This is a genomic window from Acinetobacter sp. WCHA55 (genome assembly GCF_002165305.2).
Lineage (GTDB): Bacteria > Pseudomonadota > Gammaproteobacteria > Pseudomonadales > Moraxellaceae > Acinetobacter.
Window position 1 is genome coordinate 962,150 of the sequence record NZ_CP032286.1, and the last position, 17,011, is coordinate 979,160.

A 17,011-nucleotide genomic window follows, 5' to 3' on the forward strand; every position below is an offset into this window, starting at 1 on the left:
TAAAATCATGAGTATTTTAGTTATCGCTGAGCATGACAACAAAGCACTAAACGGTGCAACTTTAAACGTTGTTGCTGCAGCTCAAAAAATCGGTGGTGATATCACTGTATTAGTTGCTGGTTCTGGCGCTCAAGCTGTTGCTGATGCTGCTGCAAAAGTTGCGGGTGTGAGCAAAGTATTACTTGCTGACAATGCTGCGTATGCAAACCAGTTGGCTGAAAACGTAGCTGCTTTAGTTGCTGACATCGCTAAAGGTGGTTTCAAACACGTATTAGCTGCATCAACTACAACGGGTAAGAATATTCTTCCACGTGTGGCTGCACTTCTTGATGTGAGCATGATCACAGATATTATTGCTGTTGAATCTGCAAATACGTTCAAGCGTCCAATCTACGCGGGTAACGCGATTGCAACAGTTCAGTCTGATGAAGCAATCATTGTGGGTACTGTACGTGGTACAGCATTTGACCCTGTCGCTGCTGAAGGTGGTTCTGCTGCTGTTGAAGCTGTAAGCGAAGCAAAAGATGCGGGTATCTCTAAGTTTGTTGCTGAAGAGATCGTTAAATCTGAACGCCCAGAATTAACTGCTGCGCGTATCGTGGTTTCAGGTGGTCGTGGTGTGGGTTCAGGTGAGAACTACCATACTGTTCTTGATCCATTGGCTGACAAATTGGGTGCTGCTCAAGGTGCATCACGTGCTGCGGTTGATGCAGGTTTCGTTCCAAACGACATGCAAGTAGGTCAAACGGGTAAAATCGTTGCTCCAGACTTGTACATCGCTGTCGGTATCTCTGGTGCGATTCAGCACTTGGCAGGTATGAAAGACTCTAAAGTGATCGTTGCGATCAACAAAGACGAAGAAGCACCAATCAATGCAGTTGCAGACTACTGGTTAGTTGGTGATTTGAACACTGTTGTTCCTGAATTGGTTTCTAAAATCTAATTTCTGAACAATTGTTCTAAAAACGCTCTAGCACAAATCTTTCAAATTTATTGGAGAGGTGAGTGTTAGAGCTTTTTTTTAACTAAAAACTAAAGATTACTTGTTGGTTTACTAATGGGGTGTGTATTCTTTAAATTTTGTTTTAATTTCGGTATTTTTGCACATTTTTTCATTTTTTTTGCTATTTTGTTTGTTTTTTTATAAACTAATTGGTTTGTTATTGAGCTAGCCTGCAGACTATCATGTGGGCTGGGAGTTATAATCTTGCTGATTGATACTCATGTATCTTGGTCTGTTCTGATCCTTGCGGTTCTGTGTTTAATTTTTCCATTTTTAGCAGATCTAGAGTTTCCTCTTTTTGGAGGTGCTGTTGTACGTAGTGTGGAAAATCTTCAGGCGCTACTTTTATTGATATTTGCTGTATTTAGCTATTTTTACATGCAACCGATGCGTTTGTCTGAGGCTAAAAAGTATTTTTGGATTTGGGCTGTACTGTGGTGGCTGCTTTTATTGGGCCGTAGCACCAGTTGGGGAAGGGACTATTTCCCTGACGTGCCCAAAGTATATTTTCGCGGCATCTCGGTGGTTTTGATTGGTTCAGTCGTATTTATGCTGTTGATTAAGCCATTGCGCTATGAGATTTCGGTAAAAATGAAGAGCGTGACGATTCCTGCTTGGGCAATGTTGCTTGCGGTGTTGGGATTGATTATTTCTGATGGTATTGAACACAGCCGCACTTATGGTGAAGTTTTTTTGCATCAAATTGCCTATAAAGACCTTATGGAGGAGTTGTATGAATTTCCTCTAATACTGGGTTTGTTTATGGTGGCATTTCACATTATGCAGCGTGATAAACAAGACATTCACTAGTATGTCCAGAGATAGGAAAAATATGACTTAAAGCTCTCAAAAATGAGGGCTTTTTTGCATTTTATGCAACGTTAATAGGGAATGCGATGGCGATGTAAATGTTCATCATATACATGTGTAAAAAATAACCCCTAAATTAAAGAAAATTAACGAGATTAACTGTGGTGACGTGACACAAAAATCTGAGTGTTTATGCTATAATTTACGGCTATATTTCAATTTTTAGTTCAGTATTTTGAGCTAATAATTTTGCAAGTTTTACGACATATAAATGCAAGCGGTTTTACGTTTGTAGAATAAGGAGTATGCATGAGCGTATCGGAAATCAGACCGATTGCGATTGAGGATGAACTCAAGAACTCGTATCTTGACTATGCAATGAGCGTGATTGTTTCTCGTGCTTTGCCCGATGTTCGAGATGGTCTAAAACCTGTTCATCGTCGTGTGCTTTATGCAATGCACGAATTGGGCAATGACTACAACAAAGCTTATAAAAAGTCTGCCCGTGTGGTTGGTGATGTGATCGGTAAATATCACCCACACGGTGATTTTGCTGTTTATGAAACCATTGTTCGTATGGCTCAAGACTTTAGCTTGCGTTATCAATTGGTTGATGGTCAGGGGAACTTTGGTTCGGTTGATGGTGACAGCGCAGCTGCGATGCGTTATACCGAAGTTCGTATGCGTAAGTTGACTCATGAAATTCTTGCCGATCTTGAAAAAGACACAGTGGATTGGGAAGACAACTACGACGGCTCTGAACGCATTCCGCAAGTGATGCCTACGCGTATTCCTAATTTATTGATTAATGGTACTACAGGTATTGCTGTAGGTATGGCGACCAATATGGCGCCGCATAACATGACTGAAGTGGTGAACGCTTGTTTGGCTTATGCTGAAAACCCAAATATTTCAATTGAAGGATTGATGGAATATATTTCGGGTCCGGATTTTCCTACAGGTGGCATTATTTACGGTAAAGCAGGCATTGTTGATGCTTACCGTACGGGTAAAGGTCGTTTGCATATTCGTGGTAAATACCACTTTGAAGAAGACCAAAAAACAGGTCGTACCACGATCGTTTTCACAGAAATTCCATATCAAGTCAACAAAGCGAAAACCATTGAGCGTATTGCTGAACTGGTAAAAGAGAAAAAACTGGAAGGTATTTCAGAGCTACGTGATGAGTCTGACAAAGACGGGATGCGTATTGCCATTGACTTAAAGCGTGGTGAAAATGCTGAAGTTGTGGTGAATAACTTATTCCAAAACACGCAGTTGGAAAACTCTTTCAGCATTAATATGGTGTGCTTAGACAACGGCCAGCCAAAGTTAATGAACTTAAAAGACATTGTTGCGGCATTTATTCGTCACCGCCAAGAAGTAGTGACGCGTCGTACGATGTTTGAGTTGCGTAAAGCACGTGAACGTGGCCATATTTTAGAAGGTTTGACGGTAGCATTAGCCAATATTGATGCGATCATTGAAACCATTAAAACCTCTGCAAATCCATCTGAGGCACGTGAGCGTTTACAAGCAGGCGAGTGGGCAGCAGGCAATGTGATTGCGCTGCTTGAAAAAGCAGGTTCTGTTTCTGTACGTCCAGACGAAATTGAAGGGGAAGATCCAAGCCGTCCGTTTGGTTTAGATGGTCAGATTTATCGTTTATCGCCTGCACAAGTTGGTGCGATTCTTGAGCTTCGTTTGCACCGTTTAACGGGTCTTGAACAAGACAAGTTACAAGCTGAATATACTGAAATTTTAGGTCAAATTACTGAACTTACAGCAATTCTCAATGACTTTAATTTATTGATGGGCGTGATTAAAGAAGAGTTAGCTTTAATTTTGCAACAATACGGCGATGCTCGTCGTACTGCAATTGTTGAGTCTCGTATTGACTTCTCTCGTGAAGATTTAATTCCTGAAGAGCAAGTTGTACTGACTGTTTCAAAAACAGGTTATGCGAAAACTCAACCTCTTTCAGACTATGCTGCACAGCGTCGTGGTGGACGTGGTAAATCTGCGACCTCAATGAAAGAAGATGACTACATCCAGCATCTGATTGTGACCTCTAACCATGCCACAGTGTTGTGCTTTACCAATGTTGGTAAAGTCTATCGCCTGAAAGTGTTTGAAGTTCCTCAAGCATCGCGCGGTTCAAAAGGTCGCCCAATGGTGAACTTGTTACCACTAGATGCCGATGAGACAATCACAGCAATTCTTCCTGTGATTGATGCACCGAAGAAATTTAAAGAACGCTTAGCTGAGTTTAAAAACTTTGTACGTAGCAATGCCGCGACATTACGTGAAAATAGTATTATCGACGCGCATTATGAAGCGTTAAAAGCTTCATTCGATGAGTTGGCTGATGATGCTGATGAGCTCTCCGATGCATTACGTAAGCAATTGAAAGAGTTGGGTGTTGAGCTTTCAACAACAGATTTGGACAATGAAACAGTTGCTGAATTTGCTGATCTTGCAGAGAAAATGCGTAAGAATTTCTTCGTATTTATGGCTACTGCATCTGGTACGGTCAAACGTGTTGAATTAGAGCAATTTAGTAATGTTCGTTCAAACGGCTTACGTGCAATTGAGTTGAAAGATGAAGATACCTTAATAGGTGTTGCAATCACCGATGGCGAACAGCAAATCATGTTGTTCTCAAATGAAGGTAAGGCAATTCGCTTCTCTGAAACTGATGCACGTGTGATGGGACGTACTGCAAAAGGGGTGCGTGGTATGCGCGTCACTTTAGCTGCAGCTCAGGCCGAAGATGATGTTGAAACCGACATAGATTCAGATGATGAAGAATCTTCTGATTTAAATGTGGCGAGCCGTATTGTTTCATTGGTTGTTGTGCCTGAAACTGGCGAAGTACTGTGTGCGTCTGCAAATGGCTATGGTAAACGTACGCCAGTTGATGACTTCCCGACCAAGAAACGTGGTGGTAAAGGCGTCATTGCCATCAAAACATCTGAACGTAATGGTGAGTTGGTAGGTGCGGTTGCCATTGATGAATCTAAAGAGCTGATGTTGATTTCTGATGGCGGTACTTTAGTTCGTACTCGTGCATCTGAAGTTGCTAGAACGGGGCGTAATGCACAAGGTGTACGTCTGATTCGTTTAGGTAATGAAGAAATCTTGGTTGGCGTCGTTGCGGTTGAAGCAGTAGAAGTCGAAGATGATATTTTAGATGCTTCTATTGAAACAACTGAAGAAATTGTGGTTGACGAACTAAATGTAGATGCATCTGAAAATACAACAGATACCAATACATTGAACGAAGACTAACTGAGTGAAAAAGAAAAGGACGCTTCGGCGTCCTTTTTCATATTGGCGATAACCTAGTGGCGGAGAAGATTTTATGAAAGCAAAATTACTGGTTTTGTGTTGTGCGTTGGCTTTAACGGCGTGTGATAAATTGGGACAACAGGCATTGGATTCGATTCCAAATCCGAGTCCTGCGCAAGAGCAGGTAGCTCAGAAAGCATACCAAGCCTTTACTCAGGGTGATTTTCCGCAGCTATATACTTATTTTGAGCCAGAATTACAGCGCGAATTTAAAACTCATGAAAAAGACATGCGAAAATTTGCAAAATCGATTCCTAAACAAGCCATAACGACTCAAAAAATTGTATCGAAACACATTGAAAAATCGACGGAAAAACCAAGTTTGTATGCAGTTACCTATGAGTATGCTTATAGCAATAAAAACCTAGTTCAATACGATGTTGGCTTTGATAAAGCAGGCGGAAGCACAAAAATTCGTAGCTTTGATGTCAAGCTTTATGGTGCTTCAACGGATTAAATTGGCGGGAGTGCTATAAAATAAGTTTCAAAATTTAGCGATGTTTGAGGCGCCAATAAGCAAGTGCTGTGCAAGCTATACCAAACACAAAGAGATACAGTAGTTTCGGCAGAATAAGTGCAGTCGGTACACCCATTTGGTTGAGTTGAATAAACATTTGAATCCCTTGGGTCGATGGTAAAACATTGCCCAAGTATTGCATCCAAACGGGCATTGCGGCGTGTGGCCATGCTGTTCCTGAAAGCAAAAATAGTGGAATAGAGGTAAATACAATCACATGTCCTGCACGCTCAGGCATATCGAAAAATGTTGAAATCAACATGCCTAAAGCCACGATACAGCCTATAAAAATCGGCACGGCCAGTAACATGCCGCTAAAATTCCCTCCATGTGGGTAGTCATTGATCCAGTAAACAAAACCGAATAGATATAAACAACCGAGTATACCAATGGTCAAAATAGCGAAAAAAATCGCAAAAAATTCCGTTGTCGTTGGTCGCCATTTCTGTTCGCGGTATCCTGCCAATAACATCCCTAAACCGAGCACGATGGTTTGATGAATAATTAGTGGAGCAATGGCGGGGAAAATATAACTGCCATAACCCGACATGGTGTTAAAAAGCGGTGTTTGATGAATGGAAATGGCTGGGGAAAAGTGCGAAATATTACCGAATTTTTCCAAGTGCTCGCGTACAGCATTTTCAATTGAGGTCGCGAGACCTAGTCCAATTTGCTTGGTTTTTAAGAAGTTTGCCGCGCTGAGATAGAGCCCAATCCCACCAACTTCGCCATGCTGAAGACTGTTTGAAAGATTTTCGGGTAAGAGCAAAATACCATCGGCTTGTTGTTGTTTAATCATACTCTCAGCGTCGAGGAAATTGCTCGTCACAGCTTTCACTTCAACATTTGGACTGAGCGAAACTTGCTGAATGATGTTGTTAGTCACGATACTTTGTTCTTCATCCACAATTACAATCGGCAAAGCTTCTGCTTGCTGTGCTTTGTAGGCCGTGGGATAGAAAACACTATAAAAAATCACCGAGAGGATGAGTGTGGTTAGAATCGACTGATTGGCAATGATGTCTTTAAATGTCTTGAGGTAAGAGTGCAAAAATAATTTCATGCCGTTGCTCCTTTGATCCGTTTTTTGAGCAGCAAGACAGAAGTCACAGTGTAAAAGACCACATAGAGGATCAGAATGAATAAAGGTAATAGGGATGAACTGATTGGGCTACCGATGACCCATTGTTCAGTTTGTAGTTTTGCATAGGGTGTGTACGGGATAATATTGGCCCAAAATTTGGTGAACAATGGTGCGTTATTTAAGGGGAGGGTCACTCCTGCAAAACTGAGCGATGAGCCGCCATACACAGCAATTAAACCAAAGGTTTTGGATAAGTTGTTGGTGGCTAAAACAATGGTGCTACTGATCAAAGCATAGGCACTATAAAATAAAAGCTGTGCCAGCATGATTAACCAAAGCTGACCCGCAACAAACCAACCGCGAATCTCAATCAACCAAAACATCCAAGCCCATGTCCAAAGACTAAAAATGAGTACATAGGTCAGGTTTTTAGAGAGAATCGCTGTAAAAGCCGATTGCTTGTTTAGCCAGTTTTGCGTTGTATGAAACTTAAATTCCTGACCAACTGAGAATGCGACACAACAGCAGAGTAGTAAATGCAAAATCGCAGGAATCATAAAGGGTTCTAAATAGAACTCATAACTCAAGTTGGGGTTATATAAGGTCGAGACTTTAACGTGGGGTGTCGGTGTATCTAGGTAAGGAGTGATATTTTCTAAATAACTTTCACCAGCATAGTCTGCCATGGCTTCAACTGTGCTGAGTAACATGGCTGATGAAATGGTATTACCCACACTAAAGTAACTTTGGTTATAGGCAATGCTGATTTCAGCATCTTTAGCTTGAACAAAACGTTGTTCGGCACCATGGGGAATACTGACGTAACCCCAAACTTTGGTTTGGTTTAGTAACTTTTCGACTTCGGTATTTTGATCACTGACGATGGCGACATCTAAAGTATGGTTGAGTCTTAAGTAGCGCTGTATGTTTTGGCTTAGCTCACTTTGGTCTTGGTCAATAATCGCAATAGGCAAATGTTCGGGTTTACCTTGGGCAAACATACTGGAAAAAAGCACGATAATAAACAGCGGGGCAAGCGTGACTAAACATAGATCCCACTTATGCTGGAGTAAATAGTTCAGTTCCCGCAGTAGCCCATTTAGCATTATTTGCTCTCTTTGACTTTAAACAACACACTCATGCCAACTTTTAGGTCTGGAATGGCTTGTGCAGGCGTCAAATGAACTTTAAAACTACGAATGTCATAGCCTCCTGTTTGGCGTGTGGTCTTAATGGTGGCAAATTCGCCTTCGGCATCAATATTCTTAATATTAAAGTTGGTATTCAGGTTTAAGGCTGGAATAAAGCCTTCAATTTGTTTTACTTGGTAGATGTTGGCATATTGGTCTTCACGAATATTGAGTGACACCCAAAGCTCGCGATCTTGAATAATACTCACAATCGGTACACCCATTGCTACCAATTCAGAGGGTTTGCCATAGGTCTTAGAGACGGTACCATTGATGGGCGAGAGTAGTTTGGTTTCAGCTTCAAGCGCATTGGCTTCAGCAACGGCTGCTTTTGCAATTTGCACTTGTGCATCTGCTGAATTTTTTTGCTGCGGGGTGCTGCCGCGTTCAGCTCGAGCATATTGTTGATATGCGGCTTCTGTCATTTGAGCGGCTGATTGTGCCGCGGCATGCATTTCATCGCGACGTTGGCGTGAAATGACGCCTTGTTGGTACAAGTTTGCACCACGTTGATAGGTGGTTTGTGCCAAAGTTTGCTGTGCTTTCAGTGCTTGCCAGTTGGCGTATAAACTCGCAATATTTTCTTCCTGAGAGCCACGGTCAGCAGTGGACTGGAGTGCTAAAGCAGCCTGTAAGCTGGCCAGTGCTTGCTGTTTTTTGGCATCGACTTCTGGGCTATACAGTCGAACGAGTTCTTGGTTTTTGCTGATCTTCTGTCCGTCATGTACATAAATTTCATCAATTCGACTCGGCACTTTGGTGCTAACGTGGATCGTTTCTGCCTCAACCCGACCTTGGATTTCAACCGTTTTGGGTTGATAGGCTTTCCAAAGTCCAAAAGCAATTACAATGAATAGAGTGATGAGAGCAAGCCCCCCAATCAACTTGATCGCTTTAGACTTTTGCTCGGTGTTCGTATTGGGTGATACTGGCTTAATATGCTCGCTCTCAGCCTGCTCTTGAGTATCATTTGTGATTAATTCCTCTGTTGATGGTGCCGCTTGATCTTCTTGCTTTTCAGGTTTTTGCGGATCAGATTGGTTTTGATCTTGATTCATTAAATGGCTCTCATCAAAGAATTAACGAATAAATCGCGTATTGGGTTGCAGAAGATAGGTTTGGAACTGATGGATCGAACCATGACTTTGTAGAAGCGTCGCCAGTGACATAACATATTTATAGGCATTCAGTGCTGTTTCCGCTTTTAAAGCACTGAGCATATTTTGTGCATCAATCACTTGTGTCGCCGTTCCCATATCTTCTTTAAAGGACAGTTCTTGTATACGTAAATTTTCTTGTGCTGCTTTTATATTTTGCTGTAATAGCTGATCACTTTGCTGCGCTGTGGTGGCTTCGCTGTACGATTTATAAATCACATTTTCAATTTCTTGTTTAGTCCGTGCTGTCATCAGTTCAGAAGCGTAGCGTTGTAACTCTGCTGCTTGGACATTTTTGTTTTTATCAATGCCTGAGAATAGATTGTACTGTGCAGCTAAGCCAACGATCCAGTTATTTTTGTCATCCAGACTGTATTCACCAAAGGCAAAAATATGTGGTTTCTTAGCTGCGTTTTGTGCCGTGACATTGGCTTGTGCCAGTTGAGTGTCCATTTGCAGTTTTTGTACTAAGGCCGATTGATCTGCGTATGACCTGAGTAGGGTATTCAGATCTTGGTTTTGACTACTGTTAATAAAGAGTGGTGTGGTTAGCTCAGTAATTTGGCTGCTTTGTAAAAGATTATTTAGTTGAAATAAGCTGGCTTTTAAATTGGCTTGACTGGCTTGTTCACTGCGCTGTGCATTATTTTTTGCCACTTCAAACTGCATGCGCTGGCCTTTATTAATAAAGCCCTGTTGTTCGAGTTTAAGTGCGTTGTCATAGTGTTTTTGCATCGCATGCCAATTATATTGGCTAGACGCGAGTAACTGTTTTTGCAGTTGGACATTGAAATAGGCTTGAATCAGTTCAAAGCGTTGTAGGTCTTGCTGTTGTTTACTGTTGAGTTCGCTACGTTTGGCTTTGATATTGGCGACTTGTTTCGCACTTGAGGTCAATCCACCTGTATAAAGTGGCATCATTGCAGAAATCGTCGGGCGTATGACTTGATCTTCTAAGGTAATTTGCGAGCTATTCGGAATAAGCCCGACACCTTTGTGAATAGTTTGATCAATGCCTTGCTCTAAACCACTTAAATCGCCTACATTTGGATAGGTGTTTTGCCACTCATCAATTTTCGTGGCTACACCATCAGTCAGAGTGTGTTCTAAATTATTTTTGAGTGCACCCAGAGGCACATCGAGCTCATTATGAAAAGCATAGGCACGTACGTTCAAATCGATACGGGGTAGCCCCAAACCTTTGACCGCTTCAGCTTCTAGTTTTGAGGCTTGTTGTAAGGCTTGGGTGGCCTGTGTGCTATACGAGTCTTGTAACACACTTTGCTCAGCTTGTTGATAGCTGATGGATGCGGCAAAAGTCGTCGAGCTGATTCCGAGACTGAGACCGAACATGCTTAATGACAAGATTGATGGCAGTGATGTACGCAATAAGAATTTGTTGGCTGGTGTATTAAGCATGTTGAATAGTCTTTGTGGCATGAGCACGACTCTTTTCTATATTTTTGCACATTATACGCATAATCTAACTGTTCTGAATGTTGACTCAGTTACTGAATTGTTTAATTTGCAAATGTATATCAATAGATTAGCGACATTTTTAAGCAAAGGAAATGCTTTCACCTAAGCGTAGATGAATAGGAAAGTGCTGCTGTAATTGATTGAGCTGTGCTGAGTTCAAATTGGATCATTGATCTTGATTGAGTTTTTGACTGTAAAGGTGAGATAACATTGAAATATTTTCAGTTGAATTTACTGCAAGCACTGGCTATCTGTGGTTAAATGCCATCATTTTATTGTGTTTCACTTTGAAAGGAAAAATCATGCGCGCGTACAACTTCTGTGCTGGTCCTGCTGCATTACCTACTGCCGTTTTAGAAAAAGCGCAAGCTGAAATGCTTGATTGGCAAGGCAAAGGTCTTTCCATCATGGAAATGAGTCACCGTAGTAAAGACTACGTTGCTGTGGCTGAAAAAGCAGAAGCAGATTTACGTAAACTCATGAATATTCCAGAGAACTATAAAGTCTTGTTCCTTCAAGGTGGTGCTTCACTTCAGTTCTCTGCGATTCCTTTAAACTTGTTGGGTAAAAACAGCAAGGCGGATTACATCCATACTGGAATTTGGTCTGAAAAAGCACTGAAAGAAGCGCAGCGCTATGGCGATATCAACGTCATTGAAGCGGGTACACAAATTGATGGAAAACTTGCCATTGCAGACTCAAGCACATGGAACTTATCTCAAGATGCAGCTTATGTGCATTATGTAGACAATGAAACGATTGGCGGTCTTCAGTTCTCGGCTATTCCAGAAGCCAAAGCGCCATTAGTTGCAGACCTATCTTCAAGTATTTTGTCTGCACCTGTTGATGTCACTAAATTTGGTATCATTTATGCAGGCGCACAAAAGAACATTGGCCCAGCGGGTTTAACCTTAGTGATTGTTCGTGAAGATTTGCTAGATCAAGCCAAACCTGAAATTCCAAGCATCTTGAAATACGCTTCGCAAGCGAAGAATGATTCAATGGTCAATACACCGTCGACCTATGCTTGGTACTTATCAGGTCTAGTATTTGAATGGTTGCTTGAACAAGGCGGTGTTGAGGCGATTCATAAAGTGAACCTTGAAAAGGCGAAACTGCTTTATGGTTATATCGATGCAAGCGATTTTTATGCAAACCCAATTGCTGTGCAAAACCGTTCAATTATGAATGTGCCGTTTACTTTGGCGAATCCAGATTTGGAAAAACTTTTCCTCAAAGAAGCTGAAGAAAGCCATTTGTTGAATCTTGCGGGTCACCGCTCAGTTGGTGGGATGCGCGCAAGTATTTATAATGCTGTTCCACTAGAAGGCGTTCAAGCGCTAGTGAATTTTATGGATGATTTTGCGAAACGCAATGCTTAAGTCATAGAGTCAGAAAAGCCCATCACTTGATGGGCTTTTTTATCGATTTTTTAATAGATTATCTAAAATAATCGTGACATTTTGGTGTCATACCAATAAATCATTCATTTTATTTATCGCCTAGTATGGACGCCCACCTGCAAGACTAATCCGTTTGAGTAAGCGACGTTGATCGACAGGAAAGGGACGACGTGAATGTAGTGTCACCTGATTATCCCAAAAGACAATATCTCCTGTTTCCCAGTGATGTTCATAACGAAACTCAGGTTTCAATATGTGCGCACGAAGTTCAGCAATCAATTCACTGCCTGTCGTATCATCGACATTGACCAATTCAACTTCCGAACGGGTATTGAGCCAAAGTGCTTTTCGCCCAGATTCTGGATGTGTGCGGACTAAAGGATGTGGATAGGCATGCCCTAAAATCGGTTGATCTTTAAAACGATAATAAGGCGAGTCTGTATAACCCGAATTGCCTGTATTGCTCTGCGCACGGATGAATGGGTTATAGGTAATCAACTGTAGTTGGTCGATCTGCTTTTTGACATCATCGGAAAGCGCATCATAGGCTTTGATGGTATTGAACCAAGAGGTTTGTCCACCGTCTTGAGGAAGCTCCAAGGCATAGAGCAGAGAGCCAAAAGAGGGAAGGGGTGTCCACTGATGATCGGCATGTGGTGTAAGTTCGCCATGACCCGTATAGTCGCCTTGACCAACTGCATTGGAAACAGGAACTACATCGGGTGGAACACCAGTGTCAGACTGGCTGGCAAGGACAGGATTGTCTGCACTTGGGCGGAAAATAGAACCAAAATAGCTGGAAAAGGCTAAATATTGCAGATCATCCAGAGTTTGGTTTTTAAAAATTAAAATCAGATGTTCAGCCAAAGCTTGTTTTAAGCGATAGATGGTTTCACCTGCTTGGGCTTTACGGGCATCTAAACCAAAAACCACAGCACCTAAGGCTTCTTCCGTCAGTGGGACGACTTGTATTTCTTCGGGGTTTTGAAATTGTTCAGGTTGATGCCAACGCGGAGCATCATGAATTGCTTGAGAAAGTTGGGTTAATACGGTCATTTTGATTGTTTTCTCTAGATATGGCGGGCTAGAGAAAATGTAATCAAAATGTGTGTAATTTTAAAATTATAAGAAGTTCTAAACTTATGAAAAAATTTAAAAAAATATTAAGCTAATGATTGTGTTACTTTTCTTTTATAGCGAAATATTGAGCTCAAAATATGTAGATTTAATGTGCGCAAAACGCCTGATTAAAATACTCAAACAAGTCAGGCGTATTCAGCCAAAGGCTAATCGCCAGAGCAAACAAAGCAGCGATGCTAATGCCGATACCACATTTGAGCCATAAAAATGAATTAGTCATGGACAACCGCCTTTTCATCGACAAAGAAATGTACCAGTACGCCAAAAACACTCAGGATAATAGAGAACAGCCAAATCAAGTCATAATTACCTGTAACGTCATGGTTCACACCACCCAGCCATCCACCGAAAAATGAACCAACTTGATGGGTAAAGAACACAATCCCACTCAGCATGCTGAGGTACTTAATACCAAACATATTGGCCACAATACCGTTGGTCAAAGGTACTGTAGATAACCATAATAAACCCATCACTACACCAAAGCTATAGATGGTGAGTGTGCTGAGTGGGAGCATTAAAAAGGCAATAATGGCAAAGCCTCTGAGCCCATAGAGGCCCATCAGCAACTTTGGTTTAGAATACTTCCCACCGAGCCAGCCTGCAGTGTAAGTACCAACGATATTAAATAAACCAACCAGTGCCAAGAAAACGGTTCCTGTGGTTGCATTAAAACCATGATCAATCAAATAGCCAGGTAAATGGATACCAATAAAGACCACTTGGAAGCCACACACTAAAAAGCCTAGAGACAAAAACCAAAATGGTTTATGGTTTTTCGCAATCACTAAGATATCTTTAAAGCTGAGCTGAACTTGGTTTGTTGGTGCTTTGGCTGCAACAAATGCAGGGGCTTTAAGCATCCAAGCCAGTGGAACTATCATTGCAATTAAAATGGCACTAACGACCAACGCCGCAGACCAGCCAAAGTTTTGTAACAGCAGTAAGGTTGACGGCAGCATAATGAACTGGCCAAAAGAACCAGCTGCACTGGCAATACCCATAGCAAGGCTACGTTTTTCAGGCGGTGCAGCACGCCCCACCGCGGACAACAATACAGAAAACGAGGTGGCAGATAATGCTAGACCCAAAATAAGACCGACACTTAAGTTGAGTAACCAACCGGTTGAACTCACTGCCATGAGCAGTAAACCGATGGTATACAACACTCCACCGACGGCAACCACGATTTTAGAGCCATATTTATCTGCTAATGCGCCTGTAAAGGGTTGTGCAGCGCCCCAAATCAGGTTTTGCATCGCAATCGCTAGACTAAAGACATTATGTCCCCAGCCAAACTCATCACTCATAGGCACAAGGTAGAGTCCAAAGCCATGTCGGACACCTAGTGATAATGCCAGAATTATTGCACTTCCAATGAGCATATAAATCAGCGGTTTGGAAAAACGAGTTTCTGACATATTTCAACCAAAAAATGAGCTTAGAGTTCGTTATATTAAGTGAATTATTTGCTGAAAGCGATGATAAAAAATTGACTATTTGATCAATAAAAACAATGAATATTCATGAAAAAAGACGACTTGTTGTCGTCTTTTTGGTAGTTCTTTTAAAGCTTAGAACCGGTAGCCGACACCTGCATAAGCCAGAATGGGGTTAATTTCAATATCAGCTGTGGATTTGATCAGTTCACCGTGCGTGGCATCTTTGACGGTGATCGTGGTTTCATTTTTAAGATGAGCATAGGACACCGAGCCGACAGCAAACCATTTATCATTAAAGTCATAGGTGAAACCGACAGTTGCAATAGGGGCGAAGGCATCAGTTGCTTCTAGCTTAACTTTGGGATTGGCTGAACTCTTTTTCCCCTCAAGTGATGCACCAGCATTTCCTTCTTTAATATTGGCAATCATATGGCCTGCCGCAATCAAGTCTTTTTCTGTTTGTGGGTTAATTTCCAGCTCATTAAAGTAGGCATACATCATTCCCACACCGACATAGGGGCGGAATTTATTCACACCTGTTTTACCAAAGTGATATTGGAACTCGAAAGCAGGTGTCCATGCACGTGCAGATGCCGCAGGGCCGTGTGCTTCCAAATCGGTAATGAAAATATCATTTTCAAGTTCTAAATTTCCTAAAGCTCCGCCCATAGGTGTTGCAGTTGCTGAAAAAGGCGCATAAATTTTTCCTTTACCTTGTAAATCGACTTTAGGTGGAATCCCTGCTTTCATTTCAAAAGAAATATTGTCGGTAAAAAAGTAATTGGTCATGATGCCCAATGTGGTGACATCATCGGCTTCTAAACCTGTGCCTGGATTGTCCCATTGATTGAGGCCACGTATTTCAGCAGTCCCACTTAGTGCTGAGGGGACATCAGCATTAATTAAAGCTAGCCCATCAAGAGAGGCCTTTAAGAGAGGATTGACGCTACTTTCTGGCTTGATATTGTCGAGCACTGTTTGTGCTTTGATATCTCCAACTTTTGCAGTTTCGCCTTCTTTAACCGATGTGTTAACTCGGAAAGGTTGAGCTTTACCTTGTGGCATGACATGTAAAGCACCGACCGATACAGAAAAGCGTTTAAATCCATCACCATCTTGTAGACTAAAATAAGGTGAATCTGCATGTGTGAGCATAGGTAAAGCAGCAATAGACGTTGCTATACAAAGCAATGTTTTTTTCATTCTGGGACTCCATGTCCAAATTAGCTATTCGTTTTTATAGAGCGTATTATTAAGGTTGCTGCTACGATAAAGCTGTTGTTTTTGAAGGACATGTGTTTTTGACATTTGTGAATGTCAAAACCCGTTTTGTGTGATCGTGTTACTAGCTTGCAATCTTTGTTACAGATGGGTGAATGTAATAAAGTGCTACTGTTGAATGCTTTTTGATTCTAGCTGTTTGTAAAATAAAGAATAAATTTGGAATCCAATATTTAATTAGTTATAAAAAAGACCACCAGTAGGTGGTCTTTTTGACAGATGGCATCATATTTCATGCCAATGACATCATTTAAGATTGAAAACGTGATAAATCTTCTTCAGGACGTGCAGTTAACACTTCAACCCCGTTTTTAGTGACCAACAACGTATGTTCATACTGTGCAGACAAACTATGGTCTTTGGTCACTACCGTCCATTTATCCCCCAGTAATTTAGTTTTCCAGTCACCACCATTGACCATTGGTTCAATGGTAAAGGTCATGCCTTCTTCTAAAATCATGCCTGAGTTTGGTTGACCATAGTGTAAGACTTGAGGTTCGTCATGGAACACAGTCCCAATACCGTGACCACAGTATTCACGCACGACACCAAAACGTTCCGATTCGACATATTGTTGAATGGCGTGACCAATGTCGCCAATGGTTGAACCCGGCTTCACTGTTGCTATTCCACGGTACATCGCTTCTTGTGCCACTTTACATAAACGATTCGCGAGAATAGAAGTTTCGCCACCCACGATGTACATCATGTTGGTATCGCCGTGGAAACCATCTTTAATGACCGTCACATCAATATTTAAAATATCGCCTTTTTTCAATACTTTTGCATCTGAAGGAATACCATGACAGACCACATGGTTTACAGAAGTACAAATCACATGTTGGAACGCAGGGCGACCCGGTGCTGCACCGTAACCTAAACATGCTGGAATCGCGTCTTGTTTATTGACAATATAATCGTGACAAATCGTATCTAACTCAAGTGTAGTCACACCTGGTTTAATATGTGGCTTGATCATATCCAAGACTTCAGCCGCCAGTCGTCCAGCCACACGCATCTTTTCGATGTCTTCAGCGCTTTTGATGAGTCGACGGGGTGCTTCGTAAGTACTGTTCATGATCTCTAAAAACTTTTGGAAATTTGTGTGTGACTATGGTATAAATAGCCGCCCATTTTATCAAATGCTTTTTCGT

At 41.6% G+C, this 17,011-nt stretch carries 14 protein-coding genes; 5 read left to right on the top strand and 9 right to left on the bottom strand.

Annotated elements, in window-relative coordinates:
- The first annotated feature begins 7 nt into the window (after positions 1 to 7).
- From CDG62_RS07450 to CDG62_RS07465, 4 genes are all read left to right on the top strand, one after another.
- Positions 8 to 943 (top strand): FAD-binding protein, encoded by a 936-nt coding sequence (locus CDG62_RS07450; RefSeq protein WP_087526263.1) that lies wholly within the window; start codon positions 8 to 10, stop codon positions 941 to 943.
- A 264-nt stretch (positions 944 to 1,207) separates the two neighbouring features.
- A complete protein-coding gene (locus tag CDG62_RS07455; protein WP_087526262.1) occupies positions 1,208 to 1,813 on the top strand; it encodes a hypothetical protein in 606 nt (201 codons plus the stop codon).
- Positions 1,814 to 2,122: 309 nt separating this feature from the next.
- A complete protein-coding gene (gene gyrA / locus CDG62_RS07460; protein WP_087526261.1) occupies positions 2,123 to 5,104 on the top strand; it encodes a DNA gyrase subunit A in 2,982 nt (993 codons plus the stop codon).
- Between the two features lie 73 nt (positions 5,105 to 5,177).
- Positions 5,178 to 5,621, top strand: coding sequence for a DUF3887 domain-containing protein (locus tag CDG62_RS07465; RefSeq protein ID WP_087526260.1), 444 nt, complete (start codon positions 5,178 to 5,180; stop codon positions 5,619 to 5,621).
- 34 nt (positions 5,622 to 5,655) lie between these two features.
- Here the strand turns inward: CDG62_RS07465 and CDG62_RS07470 are convergent, their stop codons facing one another.
- From CDG62_RS07470 to CDG62_RS07485, 4 genes are read right to left on the bottom strand one after another with little or no spacing between them, the layout of a single operon-like run.
- Positions 5,656 to 6,744, bottom strand: a complete 1,089-nt coding sequence (locus CDG62_RS07470; protein ID WP_087526259.1) for an ABC transporter permease — start codon at positions 6,742 to 6,744, stop codon at positions 5,656 to 5,658.
- A complete protein-coding gene (locus tag CDG62_RS07475) occupies positions 6,741 to 7,871 on the bottom strand; it encodes an ABC transporter permease (RefSeq protein ID WP_087526258.1) in 1,131 nt (376 codons plus the stop codon). The genes CDG62_RS07470 and CDG62_RS07475 overlap by 4 nt, the downstream gene beginning before the upstream one ends.
- Positions 7,871 to 9,013: an HlyD family secretion protein gene (locus CDG62_RS07480; protein WP_087526257.1), complete on the bottom strand. Its 1,143-nt coding sequence runs from the start codon at positions 9,011 to 9,013 to the stop codon at positions 7,871 to 7,873. Before CDG62_RS07480 ends, CDG62_RS07475 begins: the two co-directional genes overlap by 1 nt.
- 21 nt (positions 9,014 to 9,034) lie before the next feature.
- Positions 9,035 to 10,552, bottom strand: a complete 1,518-nt coding sequence (locus tag CDG62_RS07485; protein WP_119496092.1) for a TolC family protein — start codon at positions 10,550 to 10,552, stop codon at positions 9,035 to 9,037.
- 341 nt (positions 10,553 to 10,893) lie between these two features.
- Between CDG62_RS07485 and serC the strand changes: the two genes are divergently transcribed.
- Positions 10,894 to 11,973, top strand: a complete 1,080-nt coding sequence (serC, locus tag CDG62_RS07490) for a 3-phosphoserine/phosphohydroxythreonine transaminase (RefSeq protein WP_087526256.1) — start codon at positions 10,894 to 10,896, stop codon at positions 11,971 to 11,973.
- A 120-nt stretch (positions 11,974 to 12,093) separates the two neighbouring features.
- Here the strand turns inward: serC and CDG62_RS07495 are convergent, their stop codons facing one another.
- The 5 genes from CDG62_RS07495 to map form a co-directional block, all read right to left on the bottom strand.
- Entirely contained in the window at positions 12,094 to 13,050 is a 957-nt protein-coding gene (locus tag CDG62_RS07495; RefSeq protein ID WP_087526255.1) for a TauD/TfdA dioxygenase family protein, read from the bottom strand.
- A gap of 169 nt (positions 13,051 to 13,219) precedes the next feature.
- Positions 13,220 to 13,354, bottom strand: coding sequence for a hypothetical protein (locus CDG62_RS19740; RefSeq protein ID WP_265936534.1), 135 nt, complete (start codon positions 13,352 to 13,354; stop codon positions 13,220 to 13,222).
- Positions 13,347 to 14,555 (bottom strand): MFS transporter, encoded by a 1,209-nt coding sequence (locus tag CDG62_RS07500; RefSeq protein WP_087526254.1) that lies wholly within the window; start codon positions 14,553 to 14,555, stop codon positions 13,347 to 13,349. The genes CDG62_RS19740 and CDG62_RS07500 overlap by 8 nt, the downstream gene beginning before the upstream one ends.
- Before the next feature lie 153 nt (positions 14,556 to 14,708).
- Entirely contained in the window at positions 14,709 to 15,779 is a 1,071-nt protein-coding gene (locus CDG62_RS07505) for an OmpW/AlkL family protein (RefSeq protein WP_087526253.1), read from the bottom strand.
- 328 nt (positions 15,780 to 16,107) lie between these two features.
- A complete protein-coding gene (gene map / locus CDG62_RS07510; protein ID WP_004695821.1) occupies positions 16,108 to 16,935 on the bottom strand; it encodes a type I methionyl aminopeptidase in 828 nt (275 codons plus the stop codon).
- Positions 16,936 to 17,011 lie beyond the last annotated feature (76 nt).

Coding starts and splice junctions, on each gene's coding strand:
- CDG62_RS07450 (WP_087526263.1), top strand. CDS start 8: ATGAGTATTTTAGTTATCGCTGAGCATGACAACAAAGCACTAAACGGT.
- gyrA (WP_087526261.1), top strand. CDS start 2,123: ATGAGCGTATCGGAAATCAGACCGATTGCGATTGAGGATGAACTCAAG.
- CDG62_RS07465 (WP_087526260.1), top strand. CDS start 5,178: ATGAAAGCAAAATTACTGGTTTTGTGTTGTGCGTTGGCTTTAACGGCG.
- CDG62_RS07470 (WP_087526259.1), bottom strand. CDS start 6,744: ATGAAATTATTTTTGCACTCTTACCTCAAGACATTTAAAGACATCATT.
- CDG62_RS07475 (WP_087526258.1), bottom strand. CDS start 7,871: ATGCTAAATGGGCTACTGCGGGAACTGAACTATTTACTCCAGCATAAG.
- CDG62_RS07480 (WP_087526257.1), bottom strand. CDS start 9,013: ATGAATCAAGATCAAAACCAATCTGATCCGCAAAAACCTGAAAAGCAA.
- CDG62_RS07485 (WP_119496092.1), bottom strand. CDS start 10,552: ATGCCACAAAGACTATTCAACATGCTTAATACACCAGCCAACAAATTC.
- serC (WP_087526256.1), top strand. CDS start 10,894: ATGCGCGCGTACAACTTCTGTGCTGGTCCTGCTGCATTACCTACTGCC.
- CDG62_RS07495 (WP_087526255.1), bottom strand. CDS start 13,050: ATGACCGTATTAACCCAACTTTCTCAAGCAATTCATGATGCTCCGCGT.
- CDG62_RS19740 (WP_265936534.1), bottom strand. CDS start 13,354: ATGACTAATTCATTTTTATGGCTCAAATGTGGTATCGGCATTAGCATC.
- CDG62_RS07500 (WP_087526254.1), bottom strand. CDS start 14,555: ATGTCAGAAACTCGTTTTTCCAAACCGCTGATTTATATGCTCATTGGA.
- CDG62_RS07505 (WP_087526253.1), bottom strand. CDS start 15,779: ATGAAAAAAACATTGCTTTGTATAGCAACGTCTATTGCTGCTTTACCT.
- map (WP_004695821.1), bottom strand. CDS start 16,935: ATGAACAGTACTTACGAAGCACCCCGTCGACTCATCAAAAGCGCTGAA.